16 protein-coding genes are annotated in these 15,570 nt (G+C 69.4%); 7 read left to right on the forward strand and 9 right to left on the reverse strand.

The features are described from left to right. Positions 1 to 23: 23 nt before the first annotated feature. The gene (locus tag QE374_RS09490; protein ID WP_309734293.1) at positions 24 to 722 is read right to left on the reverse strand and encodes a DUF1684 domain-containing protein; all 699 of its coding nucleotides are present in this window, start codon (positions 720 to 722) and stop codon (positions 24 to 26) included. 201 nt (positions 723 to 923) lie between these two features. Between QE374_RS09490 and QE374_RS09495 the strand changes: the two genes are divergently transcribed. Both QE374_RS09495 and QE374_RS09500 read left to right on the forward strand, forming a co-directional pair. Further along, positions 924 to 2,210, forward strand: coding sequence for an adenylosuccinate synthase (locus QE374_RS09495; RefSeq protein ID WP_309734295.1), 1,287 nt, complete (start codon positions 924 to 926; stop codon positions 2,208 to 2,210). Position 2,211: 1 nt separating this feature from the next. After that, the gene (locus tag QE374_RS09500; RefSeq protein WP_309734297.1) at positions 2,212 to 3,402 is read left to right on the forward strand and encodes a beta-propeller fold lactonase family protein; all 1,191 of its coding nucleotides are present in this window, start codon (positions 2,212 to 2,214) and stop codon (positions 3,400 to 3,402) included. Positions 3,403 to 3,530: 128 nt separating this feature from the next. Here the strand turns inward: QE374_RS09500 and QE374_RS09505 are convergent, their stop codons facing one another. Then, complete coding sequence (locus QE374_RS09505) at positions 3,531 to 4,655, reverse strand: AI-2E family transporter (RefSeq protein WP_309734298.1); 1,125 nt, start codon at positions 4,653 to 4,655, stop codon at positions 3,531 to 3,533. A gap of 54 nt (positions 4,656 to 4,709) precedes the next feature. Between QE374_RS09505 and QE374_RS09510 the strand changes: the two genes are divergently transcribed. Continuing rightward, complete coding sequence (locus tag QE374_RS09510; RefSeq protein ID WP_234074159.1) at positions 4,710 to 5,012, forward strand: chorismate mutase; 303 nt, start codon at positions 4,710 to 4,712, stop codon at positions 5,010 to 5,012. 48 nt (positions 5,013 to 5,060) lie between these two features. Here QE374_RS09510 and QE374_RS09515 read toward each other — a convergent pair whose 3' ends face one another. The 4 genes from QE374_RS09515 to QE374_RS09530 form a co-directional block, all read right to left on the reverse strand. Then, positions 5,061 to 6,239: an aminotransferase class I/II-fold pyridoxal phosphate-dependent enzyme gene (locus tag QE374_RS09515; RefSeq protein ID WP_309734301.1), complete on the reverse strand. Its 1,179-nt coding sequence runs from the start codon at positions 6,237 to 6,239 to the stop codon at positions 5,061 to 5,063. A 68-nt stretch (positions 6,240 to 6,307) separates the two neighbouring features. Continuing rightward, entirely contained in the window at positions 6,308 to 7,003 is a 696-nt protein-coding gene (locus QE374_RS09520; protein WP_309734303.1) for a hypothetical protein, read from the reverse strand. Further along, on the reverse strand, positions 7,000 to 7,902 hold the full coding sequence (locus tag QE374_RS09525; protein ID WP_309734305.1) for an ABC transporter ATP-binding protein: 903 nt from the start codon (positions 7,900 to 7,902) through the stop codon (positions 7,000 to 7,002). Before QE374_RS09525 ends, QE374_RS09520 begins: the two co-directional genes overlap by 4 nt. Continuing rightward, positions 7,899 to 8,306 (reverse strand): GntR family transcriptional regulator, encoded by a 408-nt coding sequence (locus tag QE374_RS09530; protein WP_309734307.1) that lies wholly within the window; start codon positions 8,304 to 8,306, stop codon positions 7,899 to 7,901. The genes QE374_RS09525 and QE374_RS09530 overlap by 4 nt, the downstream gene beginning before the upstream one ends. A gap of 404 nt (positions 8,307 to 8,710) precedes the next feature. Between QE374_RS09530 and QE374_RS09535 the strand changes: the two genes are divergently transcribed. The 3 genes from QE374_RS09535 to QE374_RS09545 all read left to right on the forward strand — a co-directional run bounded on the left by QE374_RS09535 (position 8,711) and on the right by QE374_RS09545 (position 11,894). Continuing rightward, complete coding sequence (locus QE374_RS09535) at positions 8,711 to 10,009, forward strand: glycine betaine/L-proline ABC transporter ATP-binding protein (RefSeq protein ID WP_309734309.1); 1,299 nt, start codon at positions 8,711 to 8,713, stop codon at positions 10,007 to 10,009. Further along, positions 10,006 to 10,884 carry an ABC transporter permease subunit gene (locus QE374_RS09540; RefSeq protein WP_309734311.1) on the forward strand — a complete coding sequence of 293 codons (879 nt, stop codon included), beginning with the start codon at positions 10,006 to 10,008 and terminating at the stop codon, positions 10,882 to 10,884. The genes QE374_RS09535 and QE374_RS09540 overlap by 4 nt, the downstream gene beginning before the upstream one ends. Positions 10,885 to 10,997: 113 nt before the next feature. Next, a complete protein-coding gene (locus tag QE374_RS09545; protein ID WP_309734313.1) occupies positions 10,998 to 11,894 on the forward strand; it encodes a glycine betaine ABC transporter substrate-binding protein in 897 nt (298 codons plus the stop codon). 101 nt (positions 11,895 to 11,995) lie between these two features. On the opposite strand, the gene QE374_RS09550 is transcribed toward QE374_RS09545, so the two are convergent. Both QE374_RS09550 and QE374_RS09555 read right to left on the reverse strand, forming a co-directional pair. Further along, positions 11,996 to 12,628 carry a TetR/AcrR family transcriptional regulator gene (locus QE374_RS09550; RefSeq protein ID WP_309734315.1) on the reverse strand — a complete coding sequence of 211 codons (633 nt, stop codon included), beginning with the start codon at positions 12,626 to 12,628 and terminating at the stop codon, positions 11,996 to 11,998. An 83-nt stretch (positions 12,629 to 12,711) separates the two neighbouring features. After that, entirely contained in the window at positions 12,712 to 13,524 is an 813-nt protein-coding gene (locus QE374_RS09555) for a hypothetical protein (RefSeq protein WP_309734317.1), read from the reverse strand. Positions 13,525 to 13,679: 155 nt separating this feature from the next. Between QE374_RS09555 and map the strand changes: the two genes are divergently transcribed. Then, entirely contained in the window at positions 13,680 to 14,450 is a 771-nt protein-coding gene (gene map / locus QE374_RS09560) for a type I methionyl aminopeptidase (protein WP_309734319.1), read from the forward strand. Positions 14,451 to 14,604: 154 nt separating this feature from the next. On the opposite strand, the gene QE374_RS09565 is transcribed toward map, so the two are convergent. Next, positions 14,605 to 15,468, reverse strand: coding sequence for a hypothetical protein (locus QE374_RS09565; protein WP_309734320.1), 864 nt, complete (start codon positions 15,466 to 15,468; stop codon positions 14,605 to 14,607). Positions 15,469 to 15,570 lie beyond the last annotated feature (102 nt).

Consider the following 15,570-nt stretch of genomic DNA (forward strand, 5'->3'; position numbering starts at 1 on the left):
TCGGGATGCTGTGCGTCGCCGCGTCAGGCGGCGTAGATGTCGAAGCCGTCGCGGAAGACGACGGACTTCTCGCCCGCGCGCACCGGAACCTCGAAACGGTTGGATGCGGGAGGAAGCGGGCAGTTGTACTGCGCGGAGAAGCCGCACGGCGGCACGAAGGCGCGGTTGAAGTCGAGCACGACCCGGTGCGGGTCGCCCTCGACGTGCTGCACGAACAGGAAACGACCGGGTCCGTAGGTCTCGGTGCCGTTCGTGGTGTCGCCGAACACGAGCAGCAGCTTCCCGCCGTCATCGAAGGCGGCGAGGGTGCGCTCCACTCCGCCGATCGTCGCGGTGATGTCGCCGGGGACGATGAGGTCGCGGGTGCCGCCGTTGTCGCGGATGTGCTCGAACGGGACGGTGCGCGAGGCCTGGACGGGGCGGAACGTGCCGTCGATGACCCAGGCGGGGTCGTAGTCATAAGCGTCGATGCGCTCGAAGGCGCCGATCGCGGGGGACGCCGCATCCCAGAACCGCAGACCGTGCTGCGGCTCGCCCGTGTCGATGTCGGTGCGTTCGATCTCGGTCACCTGCACCGTGGGCGCGGCCGAGGCCTGCGCGGCGCTGAGATCGGTGCGGGCACCGGTCCAGCGCGTCTCGACGAGGGCGAGGTTGCCGGTGGGGGAGGCGACGGCGCGTTCGCGCGCGGCGTGCCAGCGGGCGTGGTCTTCACGGGCGGACATGATTCGTCCATTCTCGGAACTCGGGGGCGTGGTGCCCAATCGGGCGTCACGGAAGGCAATGCGCCGGGCGATCGGGATATTCCCCGCGCGCTCGCGCGAGACCGGCTCGATAGACTGCCGGAAGACCTCCCGCTCGGCGGGTTCACGTCTTCCGGTGCCGTCAGGCGCCGTCATCAGCCACCCGATTCGAGGGAGCCACCCATGCCAGGCATCGTGATCGTCGGCGTCCAGTGGGGCGACGAGGGCAAGGGCAAGGCCACCGATCTGCTCGGCTCGCGCACCGACTGGGTCGTCAAGTTCAACGGCGGCAACAACGCCGGGCACACGGTCGTGATCGGCGACGAGAAGTACGCCCTCCACCTGCTGCCGTCCGGCATCCTCTCTCCCGGCGTGAACGCCGTGATCGGCAACGGGGTCGTCGTCGACCTCGAGGTGCTCTTCTACGAGCTCGAGGCGCTCCAGGCGCGCGGCGTCGACACCTCGCGTCTGCGGGTCAGCGCCAACGCGCATGTGATCACGCAGTACCACCGCACGCTCGACAAGGTCACCGAGCGCTTCCTGGGCAAGCGTCAGATCGGCACCACCGGACGCGGGATCGGCCCCGCCTACGCCGACAAGATCAACCGGGTCGGCATCCGCATCCAGGATCTGTTCGACGAGAACATCCTGCGTCAGAAGGTGGAGGGCGCCCTCGACCAGAAGAACCACCTGCTAGTGAAGGTCTTCAACCGCCGCGCCATCACGGTCGACGAGATCGTGGAGGATCTGCTCTCGTACGCGGAGCGACTGCGCCCGATGGTCTGCGACACCGGGCTGCTGCTGAACGACGCGCTGGATGCGGGAGACGTCGTGGTCTTCGAGGGCGGCCAGGCCACGATGCTCGACGTCGACCACGGCACATACCCGTTCGTCACCTCCTCCTCGGCGACCGCCGGTGGCGCCGCAACGGGCTCGGGCGTCGGCCCCAACCGGCTCGACCGCATCGTCGGCATCGTCAAGGCGTACACGACGCGCGTCGGATCCGGTCCCTTCCCCACCGAGCTCTTCGACGAGCAGGGCGAGTGGCTGCGTTCACGCGGGTTCGAGTTCGGCACCACCACGGGCCGTCCGCGCCGCGTCGGCTGGTACGACGCTCCCATCACGCGCTATGCCACGCGCATCAACGGCATCACCGATCTCGTGCTCACCAAGCTCGACATCCTGACCGGCCTCGAGCAGATCCCGGTCTGCGTCGCCTACGACGTCGACGGCGTGCGGTTCGACGAGGTCCCGGTGAACCAGACCGAGTTCCACCACGCCAAGCCGATCCTCGAGTACCTGCCGGGCTGGTCTGAGGACATCTCGACCGCGCGCACGTTCGAGGAGCTGCCGCAGTCGGCGCAGGACTACGTGTTGGCGCTCGAGCGGCTGAGCGGCACCCGCATCTCGGTGATCGGAGTGGGCGCCGCCCGCGACGCCGTGATCGTGCGTCACGACCTCGTCGACTGACGTGCGCCTGCTCACCGGCGGCTACGGCGCCGAGATGGACGGCATCGGCGAGGGCATCGGCGAGCTGCACGCCGGCGCCGCCGACCAGTCGCTCGCGGGATCGGCGCTCGCTTTCGCCGGCGTGGTCGCCCCCGTCGACGGGTCGCCCTCGTGGGTCGCGCGCCACCCCGTCCTCGACGTGATCTACGCGGCTCTCGAGTCATCGGGTGCGGTACAGGCCTTCCGTCGCACGGGTGAGTCCCGGTACGAGCGCCTCGGTCCGGCGGTCCCTGCCGGCGAGGCGGTCTGCCACATCGCCGTCGCGCCCGACGGCGCCTGGCTCATGGCGACGTGCTGGGGCGACGGACGCGTCGTGCGGATGACCCTGGACGCCGGCGGTCGCCCGTCGCGGACTTCGCTCGCGCCGGCTCCCGTCGATCCGTATGCCGGTTCGGGAATGTCGGTGTCGACCGCCGTCGCCGAGGCGGCCGACGTGAGCCTGGAGGCGGCGGCCCGCGCCCTGCGGGATGCGGCCGGCGAAGAGTACGCGCACCTCATCCCGCACCTGGGGGACTCGCAGGCGCCTCTCGCTCCGGAGCTCGAGACCCCCGTTCTGGAGCGCACCCCGCACGCCCACCAGAGCATCCTTCTCCCCGGCGGCGCCGTCGCCACCACCGACATGGGCTTCGATCTCGTGCGGTTCTGGCGCCCCTCCGGCGACGGGCTGCGTGCGGCGGGCGAGGTCGTGCTGCCCCGGGGCAGCGGCCCGCGCCATGGCGTCTGGCATCCGAGCGGTCATCTCTACGTCGTGGCCGAGCTCTCGCGCGAGGTGTTCGTGCTGGCACCGGATGCGTCGGGCGCCTGGCGTCTCATCGGTGGCGTGCAGCTGGCGGGGACGCTCGACGGCGATACCGCGGCCGAGCTCGCCGCATCCTCCGACGGCTCATTCCTCGTGGCCGGGGTGCGCGGCAGCAACACGCTCGCCACCGTAAGGGTGGCCGGCGCGGGGGAGCAGCTGCAGTTCGTCGCCCTGGCCGACAGCGGCGTGGACTGGCCGCGCCATCACGTCGTCTCCCGCGACACCGTGCTCGTCGCCGGTCAGCGCTCGGATGAGGTCGCGGCCGTCGCCCTGGATCTTCGCACCGGAATCGCGGCGCGCGTGCGCTCGCGCGTGGCCGTACCGTCCCCGACCTGCCTGATGCCCGTCCGCTGAGCGGTTCGCCACGTTTCGGGTGCCCCTGCCGGTCGTTGAGCGAGTGGAGCGAGTCGAAACGCGCTCAACGACCTGGTGCACCCACCGGTCGTTGAGCGAGCCGAAGGCGAGTCGAAACGCAGACCCGCTCAGGCGTCGGGATGCAGTTTCGCGTCCTGCTTGGGGATGATGACCTGCTTCACGATGAGCAGCACCGAGGCGGTGACGGGGATCGCGACCAGCGCGCCCAGCAGCCCGAGCAGCGTTCCGCCCACGAGCGCGCCGATGACGACGAGTGATCCCGGGATCGAGATCGTGCGGTTCATGACGCGGGGTGTCAGCAGGTATGCCTCGAGCTGCATGTAGATGAGATAGGCGATCGCGAACACGAGTGCGCCCATCGGGCTCGCGAACAGGGCGAACACCGAGCCGATCACCCAGAACAGCACCGTTCCGACGAGAGGGATGAGGGTGATGCAGAACGCGACCACGGCGAACAGCTGCGGGAAGGGCAGCCCGAGCACCAGGAACATGATGAGCACGAACACGGCGTTGCACAGGGCCAGCACGACCATGCCGCGCAGGTACCCGCCAATGGAGTCGGCGATCTCCTCGGTGAGGGAAGCGACCTTGGTGCGCGAGTAGGCGGGAGCGAGCGAGAGGAGCGACTTCTTCATCGTCGGCAGGGAGGCCGTGAAGTACAGGCTCAGCACGAGGACGATGATGCCGCCGGAGATTCCCGTGACGATGGAGACGCCGACCTTGAGCACGCCTCCGCTGATCGAGGCGATGTTGGTGGGATTGGTGATGAAGTCCTGAACGTGCGAGAGGATGTCGGGCAGCACGCTGCCGAAGGTGTCGTGGAGGGTGCGGTACAGATCGCTCTGCTGGAACGTCGTGAACAGCTGCGGAACGCCGTTGACGAACTCCGCGATCTGCTGGACGACCGTGGGGATGATCAACAGCAGCACCCCGGCGAGCACGATCGCGAACCCGACGAACACGATCACGATGCCCCAGACGCGTGCGACGCCGCGTTTCTCGAAGAATCGCACGAGCGGGTCGAGGCCGAGGGCGGCGAACAGTGCGAAAGCCACGTAGATGAGCACCGTGGACAGGTTCGAGACCGCGAGCCCCAGCACCAGTGCGAGCAGGCCGCCGAGCGTCACGAAGAACCCGAGGGCGAACGGGTGGTGCACGGCGCGCCAGCGAAGGCCCGTGACGGTGGGCGGGGCGGATGCGGGCTCGACGGACCCAGCCGATTCATCGGTCATGACCACACTCTAGGGCGCGGCCCGCGCGGTAGTGTCGAGCGCGAGGAGGACGCCATGACCGAGCCCGTCGACCCGATCTCCACCCTCCAGGGGCTGCGCGCCAGCATCGACAACATCGATGCGGCGCTGACCTTCATGCTGGCGGAGCGTTTCCGCTGCACGAAGGCCGTCGGAGCGCTGAAGGCGGAGCACGGGCTTCCCCCCTCCGACCCCGCGCGCGAGGAACGGCAGCTCGCCCGGCTGCGGAGTCTCGCACTGCAGGCGGATCTCGACCCCGCGTTCGCCGAGAAGTGGTTCAACTTCGTCGTGGCCGAGGTGATCCGTCACCACGAGGCCGCCGCATCCGCCACCGACTGATCGCGGGTCGCTCCGAGACGCAGGAGCGTGACGGTCGCGGCTGCGACCTCAGGCGGCCGATCGCGTTCGCAGCGAGGCGCCGAGGCGGTGGACGAGCTCTTCGAGGACCGGCGTCGGAGTCGCGAAGATGAGACGCGCGAAGCCGGTGCCGGCGACGCCGCACATGGTCCCCTCCGTGAGCTGGACGGATGCTGCCCGGTGGAAGAACTCGGCGGGTGTGTCCCCGAGGCCGGCGCCGCGAAAGTCGATCCATCCCACGTAGGTTCCCTCTGGCTTCGGCATCCATGCCCCCGGGATCTCCTCGGCGACGAGGTCTCGTAGGACGTCCCGATTGCGCTCGAGGTAGGGCACGAGCTCGGCGAGCCAGTCATCGCCGTCGCGGTAGGCGACCGCGTTGGCGACGGCGCCGAGGTTGCTGGTGCCGTGGCCGGCGAAGGGGCCGATCTTCGTCCAGGTCTCCCGGTCGGCGTCGCTCGTGAGCACGAGTTGCGCGCACTTGAGCCCGGGCAGGTTCCAGGCCTTGGACGCGCTCATCGCCGTGATCGTGTGTTGAGCGGCGGCCTCGGAGATCGACGCGTACGGGATGTGGGTCGACCCGCTGAAGACGAGCGGAGCCCAGATCTCATCGGAGAACACGCGCCCGCCGTTGCGCTGGACCACCTCGGAGACGGCGACGAGCTCGTCGCGGCTGAACACGCGGCCCACCGGGTTGTACGGGTTGCACAGCAGCAGGAGGTTGCCGCCGTCGTCGAACGCCCGCTGGAGGGCGTCGAGGTCGAACTCGTAGCGGCCGTCGCGCACGACGAGCGGCACTTCGATGACCTCTCGTCCGCGCATCGGCGGCACGAAGAGGAACGGCATGTACGACGGCGTCGGCACGATGATCTTGGAACCCGGAGCCGAGCAGTGCTCCATCGCGAGTTCCAGGCCCACGATGACATCCGGGACGCCCCAGACATCCGCCGCCGGAACCTGCCAGTCGTAGCGGCGCCCGACGAACTCCGCCGTGGCCTCGGAGAGGTCGGCGGCCATCCCCCTGGGCATGTAGCCGAACGCCCCTGCGTCGACGGCGCGGTGGAGCGCCTCGGTGATCCTCCGGTCGATGCCGAAGTCCATCTCCGCGACGAACGCGCCCAGGGTGCCGTCCTCCGCCGACCACTTGGTGGCCCCGGTGGATCGCAGCTGATCGACGGTGATGGCATCGATGCGTCGTGCGAAATCGCTCATGCTGTGCTCCTTGTCGACGGCGCGATCCGGGTATCGGTCCGAGATCGCGCCCCCTCCATCATCCGTCGTCAGGGGGTGGTGCGGCGCAGCGTCGGGAAGGCGATGGCGGCGAGCACCGCGGCGATCCCCGCGACCAGGAGCGTGATGCCGCCGAATCCGATCGATGCGAACCAGTCGATGACCGACGGCCAGGCGTCCATGCGCGTGACGGCGAACAGGGCGAGCACGATGACCGCGGCGACCGCGACGAGGGTCACGACCAGCCACAACGTGCCGAAGCGCTTGAAGATCGTCGCCCCCCAGAAGCCGGAGACGAAGAACAGCATGGCGAGCACGAAGTAGAAGAGTCCCGCCAACACCGGTCCGGACTCCCAGATGACCCCGACGGCGAAGAAGTAGCCGTTGAGACCCCAGCCTCCGGTCGCTGTCTCGATGAGCCCGCCGATGACGAAGATCACGGCGAGCATGGCGGCGGTGAGCACGGCCGTGAGCATCGTGCCGAGGAAGAACTCGCGTCGCGTCACGCTCATCGCCTGCGAGAACGGGAACGTCATGGTCAGCGCCTGGGCGCCGATGACCGCGAAGTACCAGAGGGGCGCCTGGGCCCCACCGCCGTAGAAGGCGCCGGTCACCCCGGCGCTGTAGAGGATGCCATAGACCGCGAGGCTGAGGCCGAAGGCGCCGCCCAGGACGATCAGCGGAACCCAGAGGAAGGTCTGCCTGTTGGTCAGCTGCATGCGCACGACCTTCTGGATGCGGTTCATCGCACGACTCCGTTCTCGAGAGCGGGGGATTCGACGCGCTGCGTGAGGCGCACCACGAGCTGTTGGAGGGAGACGGGAGCGAGCTCCAGGCCCGCATCCCGCATGCGCGCGCGTTCGTCGGGGGTGAGCGCGCCGAGGACGGTGACGGACGCGACGCGGCCGAGGCTCTCGCGGTGCAGCACCTCGCGGCCGGCGACGAAGGCGTCGACCGCTTCGGCGTCGCCGATCACGCTCGTCGCGCGCTCGCGCAGCGCCTCGGTGTCCTCGTCGAGCAGCACGCGTCCGCCCTCGACGACGATCACCTTCTCGAGGAGGTTCGACACCTCGTCGATCAGGTGGCTCGACAGGATGATGGTGCGGGGGTGCTCGGCGTAGTCCTCGAGGAGGCGGTCGTAGAAGATCTGACGGGCGACCGCATCCAGTCCGAGGTACGGCTCGTCGAAGAAGGTGATCTCGGCGCGCGAGGCGATGCCGATGATGACACCGACCGCGGAGAGCTGTCCGCGGGAGAGCTTCTTGATGCGCGTCTTCATCGGAAGGCGGAAGTCGGCGATGAGGCGCTCGGCGAGCTCCTGGTCCCAGTTCGGGAAGAAGAGCCGGGCGATGCGGAACGCGTGAACGGGCAGGGCGTCGTCGGGGTAGCGCTGGCTCTCGCGCACGAAGCAGACCCGCGAGAGCACGCGGGCGTTCTCGTAGGGGTCCTCGCCGAACACGCGCACCTGTCCCGAGGTGGCGAAGTTCTGCGCGGTGAGGATCGACATGATCGTCGTCTTGCCGGCTCCGTTGCGTCCGAGAAGACCGTAGATGGCGTCCTTCTCGATCCGGAAGCTGACGTCGTCGATCGCGACGGTGTCACGGTATCGCTTGGTCAGTGCGCTGACCTCGATCACGGCGGTCACGGCTTCACTCCTTCGTTGGTGTCGGTGTCGGTGTCGGCCTTGCGGGTGGCGGCGGCGCGGTCTGCGATGAGATGGGTGATGTCCTCAGGGCCGAGTCCGAGCCTGCGGGCCTCGGCCAGCAGAGGCTCGACGAAGCGGTCGGCGAACGCGGTGCGGCGCTCGCTCAGCAGCACCTCGCGGGCGCCGGGGGCGACGAACATGCCCACGCCGCGGCGCTTGTAGAGCACTCCCTTGTCGACGAGCATGTTGACTCCTTTTGCCGCGGTGGCGGGATTGATGCGGTGGAACGCGGCGAGCTCGTTCGTCGACGGCGCCTGGTCCTCCTCGCGGAGGCTGCCGTCGACGATCGCGTCCTCGACGCTCTCCGCGATCTGCAGGAAGAGCGGTTTGCCCTCTTCGATCACTGGATCCCCGTTCGGTGGTTCATTACTTGACTAACTAACCATGCAACGACGGAAGCGCGCGTGTCAAGTGAGCGAATCGCGATTCCCTGCGCGCCCGCGCGCGACGTTTGATATCACGCGGGCGCGGTAGCGCGATCGGCCGGATGCGGCAACCGCCGAGGCCGACTTGCGAACCCCGAAAACGCATGACACGTTGGAAAAGGCCCGTCGCCGGGCCCCACGACCAGTCCGCGGTCGCCTGATGCCCCTTCGGGAGCGCGTCGGCGAGCGTACGGTCGGCGACCGTGCCCGGGCCCTATGCCCGGAGCCCGTGCGTGTTGCGCCTCCCGACGCGACCGCCCGTGGTCGTCCACCCGGGCGTGACCGATGCAGTCTGTGCACCGGACTGCCGAGGTGCAATCCACGTGAGTGTCGAACATGCCATTGAGGCGCGGAACCTGTTCAAGGTCTTCGGCAAGAATCCCAAGTCCGTCATCGAGCAGCTGCGCGCGGGCAAGACCCGCGCCGAGGTGTCGGAGCGCGGCACGGCCGCGGTGATCGACGCGAGCTTCACCGTCGACCCGGGCGAGATCTTCGTGATCATGGGCCTCTCCGGCTCCGGCAAGTCCACGATCATCCGGATGCTCAACGGACTGCTGCCCCCGAGCGCCGGCGAGGTGCTCGTGCAGGGCCAGAACGTGACCACCGCCTCGGCCGCGCAGCTGCGCCGCATCCGACGCTCGTCGATCTCGATGGTGTTCCAGCACTTCGCGCTCCTGCCGCACCGCACGGTGCTCGACAACGCCGCCTACGCGCTGGAGATCCAGGGTGTCGGCACGCAGGAGCGCCGCGAGCGCGCCCGGGAGATCCTCGACAAGGTCGGTCTCGGCGACCGCGTCGATGCGATGCCCGGGGAGCTCTCCGGCGGAATGCGCCAGCGCGTCGGGCTCGCCCGCGCCCTCACCTCCGGCACCGACATCCTCCTCATGGACGAGGCGTTCTCGGCCCTCGACCCCCTCATCCGCCGCGAGATGCAGGAGCAGCTCATCGAGCTGCAGCAGGAGCTCGGTCGCACGATCGTCTTCATCACCCACGACCTCAACGAGGCCATGTTCCTCGGCGACCGCATCGCGGTCATGCGCGACGGGCGTATCGTGCAGAACGGCACCCCGGAGGAGATCCTCACCGACCCGGCGAACGACTACGTCGCGCAGTTCGTGCAGGACGTCGACCGGGCTCGCGTGCTGACCGCCTCGTCCGTGATGGCGCCGCCGCAGGCGACGACGCCCGTGTCTGCAGGGATGCGGGGCGCGTTGCGCGTCATGCGCGATCTGCAGGCGGGAGCGGTGGCCGTCGTCGAGAACCGCCGCTACATCGGCGCCGTCACCGACCGCGCCGTGATCCGCGCGGTCAAGGCGGGGGAGACCGACCTCCGCCGCATCGTGCAGCGCGCGCAGCAGGTGGTCGGACCCGACGACCCGCTGACGGACGTCGTCGAGCACTCCGTCGAATCGCCCTACCCCGTCGCCGTGGTCGACGAGCGTCAGCGTCTCGTGGGCGTGATCCCCCGCGTCACCCTGCTCGCAGCCCTCGGCAACGTTCCCGCCGTCACGCGGGAGAACCCGATCATCGACGTTCCCGCATCCGTGCCGGCGAGCGTCCTCACCGAGACGCTCGCCGTCGTCGACGAACCCGCCGCCACGAGCACGGGAGGTGCCCGATGAACGATCTCTTCCGTCTTCCCCTCGGCGACGTCGTCGAGACCGCCGTCCGCTGGATCATCAAGACCTTCTCCTGGCTGTTCGACGGGATCAGCGTCGCCTTCCGCGCCCTCTACGACGGGCTGGACACGGTTTTGTCCGGTCCGCCGTTCTGGGTGATCATCGCGGTGCTCGTCGCGCTCGCGTTCTTCGCGAAGGGGTGGAAGCTCGCCCTGGGCACGGCGATCGGGCTCCTGTTGATCGTCACGATCGATCAGTGGGATGCGGCCATGGACACCCTCGCGCTCGTGATCATCGCCGCCGTCATCGCGGTCGCCATCGCCCTTCCCCTGGGAATCTGGGCCGCTCGCAGCGACCGCGTCTCAGCCGTCGTGCGACCCGTGCTCGACTTCCTCCAGACGATGCCGGCCTTCGTCTACCTGATCCCCGCCCTCATCATGTTCAGCGTGGGCCCCGTGCCGGGCATCGTCGCCACCATCGTCTTCGCCATGGCTCCGGGTGTGCGACTGACGGAGCTCGGCATCCGCGGTGTGGATACCGAGGTCGTGGAAGCAGGCCACGCCTTCGGCGCGTCGCCGGGCCGCATCCTTCGCCAGATCCAGCTGCCGCTGGCTCTTCCGAGCATCATGGCCGGCGTGAACCAGGTCATCATGCTGAGCCTGTCGATGGTCGTCATCGCGGGCATGGTGGGAGCGGGCGGCCTCGGCGGTCAGATCGTGCAGGCGCTGAGCCGGATCGACATCGCGCTGGGCGTGGAGGCGGGTCTCGCCGTCGTCATCATCGCGATGATCCTCGACCGGGTCACCTCGAGCTTCGCGGGCCCCCGCCCGAAGCGCGCGCTCATCCGCCGCCGCCGCGAACTGGCCCGCGCAGCCTGAGCACGCGTCGACCCATCCGAGACTTGCGAGCTCATCACTCGCGAGCGGCCGTCGACACTCGACGTGCCGTACCGACCTTGTCCGCGACAGCACGCGGACGGAGAGGACTGCAGATGACTGTCACCAAGAAGAATCTCACCGTGGGCATCGCCCTCGCCGGCGTCGCCGCCCTCGCCCTGACCGGCTGCTCGGCTGCCGGCGATGCGGGCGAAGGCTCGGGCGAGCGTCCCATCACGATCGCCGTGTTCAACGGCTGGGACGAGGGCATCGCCGCATCCGAGCTGTGGAAGAACGTGCTCGAGGAGCAGGGCTACGAGGTCGAGCTGGAGTACGCGGACCCCGCAGCGGTCTACACCGGCATCGCGAACGGCGACTACGACCTGACGCTGGACACCTGGCTGCCGCTGACCCACGCCCAGTACATGGAGACCTACGGCGACGACCTCGTCGATCTCGGCGCCTGGAACGACGAGGCCAAGCTGACGATCGCCGTCAACGAGGACGCTCCCATCGACTCGCTCACCGAGCTCGCCGACAATGCCGACGTCTTCGACAATCGTCTCGTCGGCATCGAGGCGGGATCGGGCCTCGTGACCGTCACCCAGGACGAGGTCATCCCCGGCTACGGCCTGGAAGGACTCGACTTCGTGACGTCGTCGACGCCGGCGATGCTCACCGAGCTTCAGGCGGCGACGGACGCGGGCAAGGACATCGCCGTGACCCTGTGGCGTCCGCACTGGGCCTACAACGCCTTCCCGCTGAAGGACCTCGAAGACCCGGACGGCCTGCTGGGCGACGCCGAGGGCATCCACACGGTGACCTCGTCTAGCTTCAAGGAAGACTTCCCCGAGGTCAACGACTGGCTCTCCTCGTTCAAGATGGACAACGACACCCTGTACTCGCTCGAGGACGCGATGTTCAACTCCGGCGGCAGCGGCAACGACTACGCCCCGGCGGTCGCCGACTGGATCGCCGAGAACCAGGCGTGGGTGGACGCCCTGACGTCCTGACGACGGTCGCCGAACGCGCCGCATCCTTCCGGGTGCGGCGCGTTCTGGCGTTCGGCGTGCTCTCACATTCCACGCGCTGAGGTGCTCAGTGGTTCTGGCGTTCAGTGAGCGCTCTCGTCGGCGAGCAGGGCGAGCTTGCGCACCGAATCGCGGAACGCGGCCTCGGTGGCTTCCACGTCGCCGGTGCCCGTCGTGTCGGAGATGAGCGACTGGAAGGCGGAGACGGCCACGAGTACGGTCAGCGACGCCTCGCGCATGATCGACGTGTTCGCGTCGGCGAGCCTTCTGCGCTCCGGGTGGGCTGCGAGCCACGGGACGAGGAATGCCGTCAGCTCCGTGGTCAGCGACAGGAAGGGCGCGAGGATCGCGGCCTGCGTGTCGGGCTGCTCGAGGAGCATCCGATTGCGTCCCTCCGCGACCACCGCGTTGATCTGCGCATGGCCGATCGAGGCGATGATGAGCCGGAAGACCGCGGTGGTGAGCGGGACATCCGCCGACATCTCGATGATGAGGCCGGCCTGCTCGACCGGCAGCAGATGGAGCGAGCGGCCGAAGAGCGCGGTCTCGCGGGAGCTCATGTAGTTGAAGAACGTGCTGCGCGACACGTCGGCGCGCTTGCAGATGTCGGCGACCGTGACATTCGCGTGTCCTCGCTCGAGGGCGAGCTCGACGGCCGCGATCTCGATCGCGTTCTCGGTGTCGCGCTTCTTACGTGCGCGCAGTGACTCGGGCATGGATCCTGATGTGAAAGATGGACGTGGTATATCTTTGGACTGCGTCCACGTTAGGCGGTTGGCCTGAGACGACGTGGCCTGCGTTACGGACGTGAGTGTTGCTGGGGGGCGTCGCGGGGGCCCGGGGGCATCGGCGGTTCGCGTCGGTGCCCCTCTTCATCCGACCCGGTCGCTGATGACGGCGGCCCGGCTTCAGAACCTGCCGGCTCGTCCCGGGCGGCGGTCGCCGGCAGCTCGAGGGCGACGCGTCGCTCGAGTTCGTCGATCGCCGCATCGGAGAGGGAGATCAATCCGTCGAGCTCTTCGCGCACACGCCGGTACGCGAGCTGGCGCTCGGCGGGGGTCGCCGCCTCGTCGACGGCGACCGAGAGCAGTTGCTGGGCGGTGTCGAGGCGTTTGCGCTCGGACGGCGTGAACCCGGCGTCGCGTACTCGTCGCGCCTCGCGTTCGGCGACGTCGAAAGCCACCTCGTAGTCGGTGACGGCGTTCTGATACGCGGTCAACTCGGCCGCGGAGATCTTGGCATCCGCCGATGCCGGCCGCATCCGATCCGCGACACGCTTGGCGCGCAGGAACGCGGCCGTGAGATCCTGGCGCCCGTCGCTCATGGCGGGGTAGGCGATCATCTTCGCGACGTCGAGCTCGTACTCGAGCCATCGCGCCGTGGTCGCGTCGTGCTCGGCGAGGGTGCGTTCGAGTGCGGACGCCGTCGGCTCCGGTCGTGGCTCGACGGGCGCCTGCGGGATCGCTCCGCTTCTGGCGCGGATGAGTTCGAGTCGCCTCTCGTGCCGCCGCTTCGCGCCTCGCTCCCACGCGCGGGCGGCGCCGCCGGCGACGCCGATGAGAGGGAAGGCGAGCCACCAGTTGTGCTGGAGGAACGCGAACAGCTGATCCACTTCTCCATGTTAGGAGCCACGGCGCACCGATCGCGGGTCAGGAGGCGGGAGTTCGCCGTGTCCCCGGCGCTGCGCCGGCCGCATCCGCCCGGAGTCCGTCGAGCGAGAGGCCGATGACCGGGCCACGGCGGCGACCATGGAGAATGGTTACTGCCATGATCGAGATCTTCACGCCCGCCGAGGTCGACCGCGCACGCCGGACGGGCGCACTCGTCGGCCAGATCCTCGACACGATCCGCTCGCGCGTCGTGCCGGGAACCAACCTGCTCGAGATCGACGCCTGGGCGAAGGAGATGATCCTGGGTGCCGGAGCGGTGTCGTGCTACGTCGACTATGCGCCCTCCTTCGGCCGTGGACCGTTCGGCCACTACATCTGCACGGCCGTGAACGACGCCGTCCTGCACGGCATGCCCCACGACGAGCGCGTCGCCGACGGCGACCTGCTGACCCTCGACCTTGCCGTCACGCTCGACGGCATCTCGGCGGATGCGGCGGTGAGCTTCATCGTCGGCGAGAGCCGGCCCGCCGAGAGCGTCGCGCTGATCGACGCGACCGAGCGAGCCCTCGCCGCGGGCATTGCGGCCGCGAAGCCGGGCGCCAAGGTGGGCGATCTGTCCCGCGCGATCGGCACCGTGCTCAAGCAGGCCGGCTACTCCGTGAACGTCGAGTTCGGCGGCCACGGCATCGGGACGACGATGCACCAGGACCCGCACGTTCCCAACGCGGGCCGCCCCGGTCGAGGGTTCGTGCTGCGTCCGGGCCTGCTGCTGGCGCTCGAGCCGTGGGTCATGGTCGACACGGACCAGCTCGTGACCGATGACGACGGCTGGACGCTGCGCAGCGCCACCGGATGCCGCACCGCCCACACCGAGCACACGATCGCCATCACGGAGACCGGCGCAGAGATCCTGACGCTTCCGCGCTGACGGCGGCGGACGCCACGCCCGCTTCGGGGGGGGCGACGTCTGCACGATCGGCGGTGCCGGTGTGTGCTCGTGGTGCGGGTGAGGTGCGGATGTCGGGATCGGTCGTGCAGATGTCGTGACCCCGGGGCGGCCGGTGCGCGCCGTGCGCGCCGGTTCAGGGGCGAGGTTCGCGACCGGTGCCACCGGTGCGACGCGGCACGGGCCACACCGCACGGACGACGCGCTCCGCCGTTCCCGGGGACTCCTCGGTTCGCGGCGCGCGCCTCGGCGTCTCGGGCACGGGTGGCGCGGGTTCGCTGCGGATGACACGAGGCGCCTCGGATGCGGTCGCGCTCTCGCGCGGCGGAACCTCGGGACGCCGACGCCCCCGCTCCGCGGAGGCTCGCAGGGCGGCGGTCTCGGCGGCGGCGAACACCTCGTCCAGCTCCCGGACCGCAGCGGCGTAGGCCACGAAGTCGGCGGGATCCATCCTCGTCGCACCTGCCGGAGGGCGCAGCCATTGCGCCTTCTGCATGGCCTGCAGATAGGCGGCCGTCGCCGGATGGTGGGGGTCGCTCATCTGGGGCACCGCGATCGCGAGTTCGACATCGGTCTCGTACTCGAGCCATCGTGCGGCGATCGCGTCGTGCTCGCGCACGATCCGCGCCAGCGGCAGTTCGCTGTCGCGGGCCGCCAGCTGCGCGCGTTCCGCCTTCACCCGCGTGCGCGCGGCGCGCAGCAGCAGCGTCGCGGTGCGCTGAGCCTCGCGCGCCTGGTTCAGCGCGCGGCGCGCCTCGGAGTGCGAGGCGCTGCGGGTGGCGCGAGCCGCCTGCACCTCGGCCTGCGCGGCACGCGTTCGCGCCCGGGCACTCAACAGCTCACGCACCGCGTGCTGTTCCTGGTGCCGGGCCGCATCCAGCGCCAGACGACGCGCCCGGCGCCGCCCGGTCGTCGCCGCGACGTATCCGACGGTGCCGGCACCCGCCGCGGCGGGGGCGGTCCACCACCAGACCGCGAGGAACTCGAGCAGGGGTCCCACATCCCCATCGTACGGCGAGGCGGGATGGGCGGCCGAGGGATCCCGCGGATGCCCGCCCGGTCGGCGGGGCCTGCGCGGCGGGGCGACATCTGCACGGCGGAC

This window comes from Microbacterium sp. SORGH_AS_0428, from assembly GCF_031453615.1.
Lineage (GTDB): Bacteria > Actinomycetota > Actinomycetes > Actinomycetales > Microbacteriaceae > Microbacterium.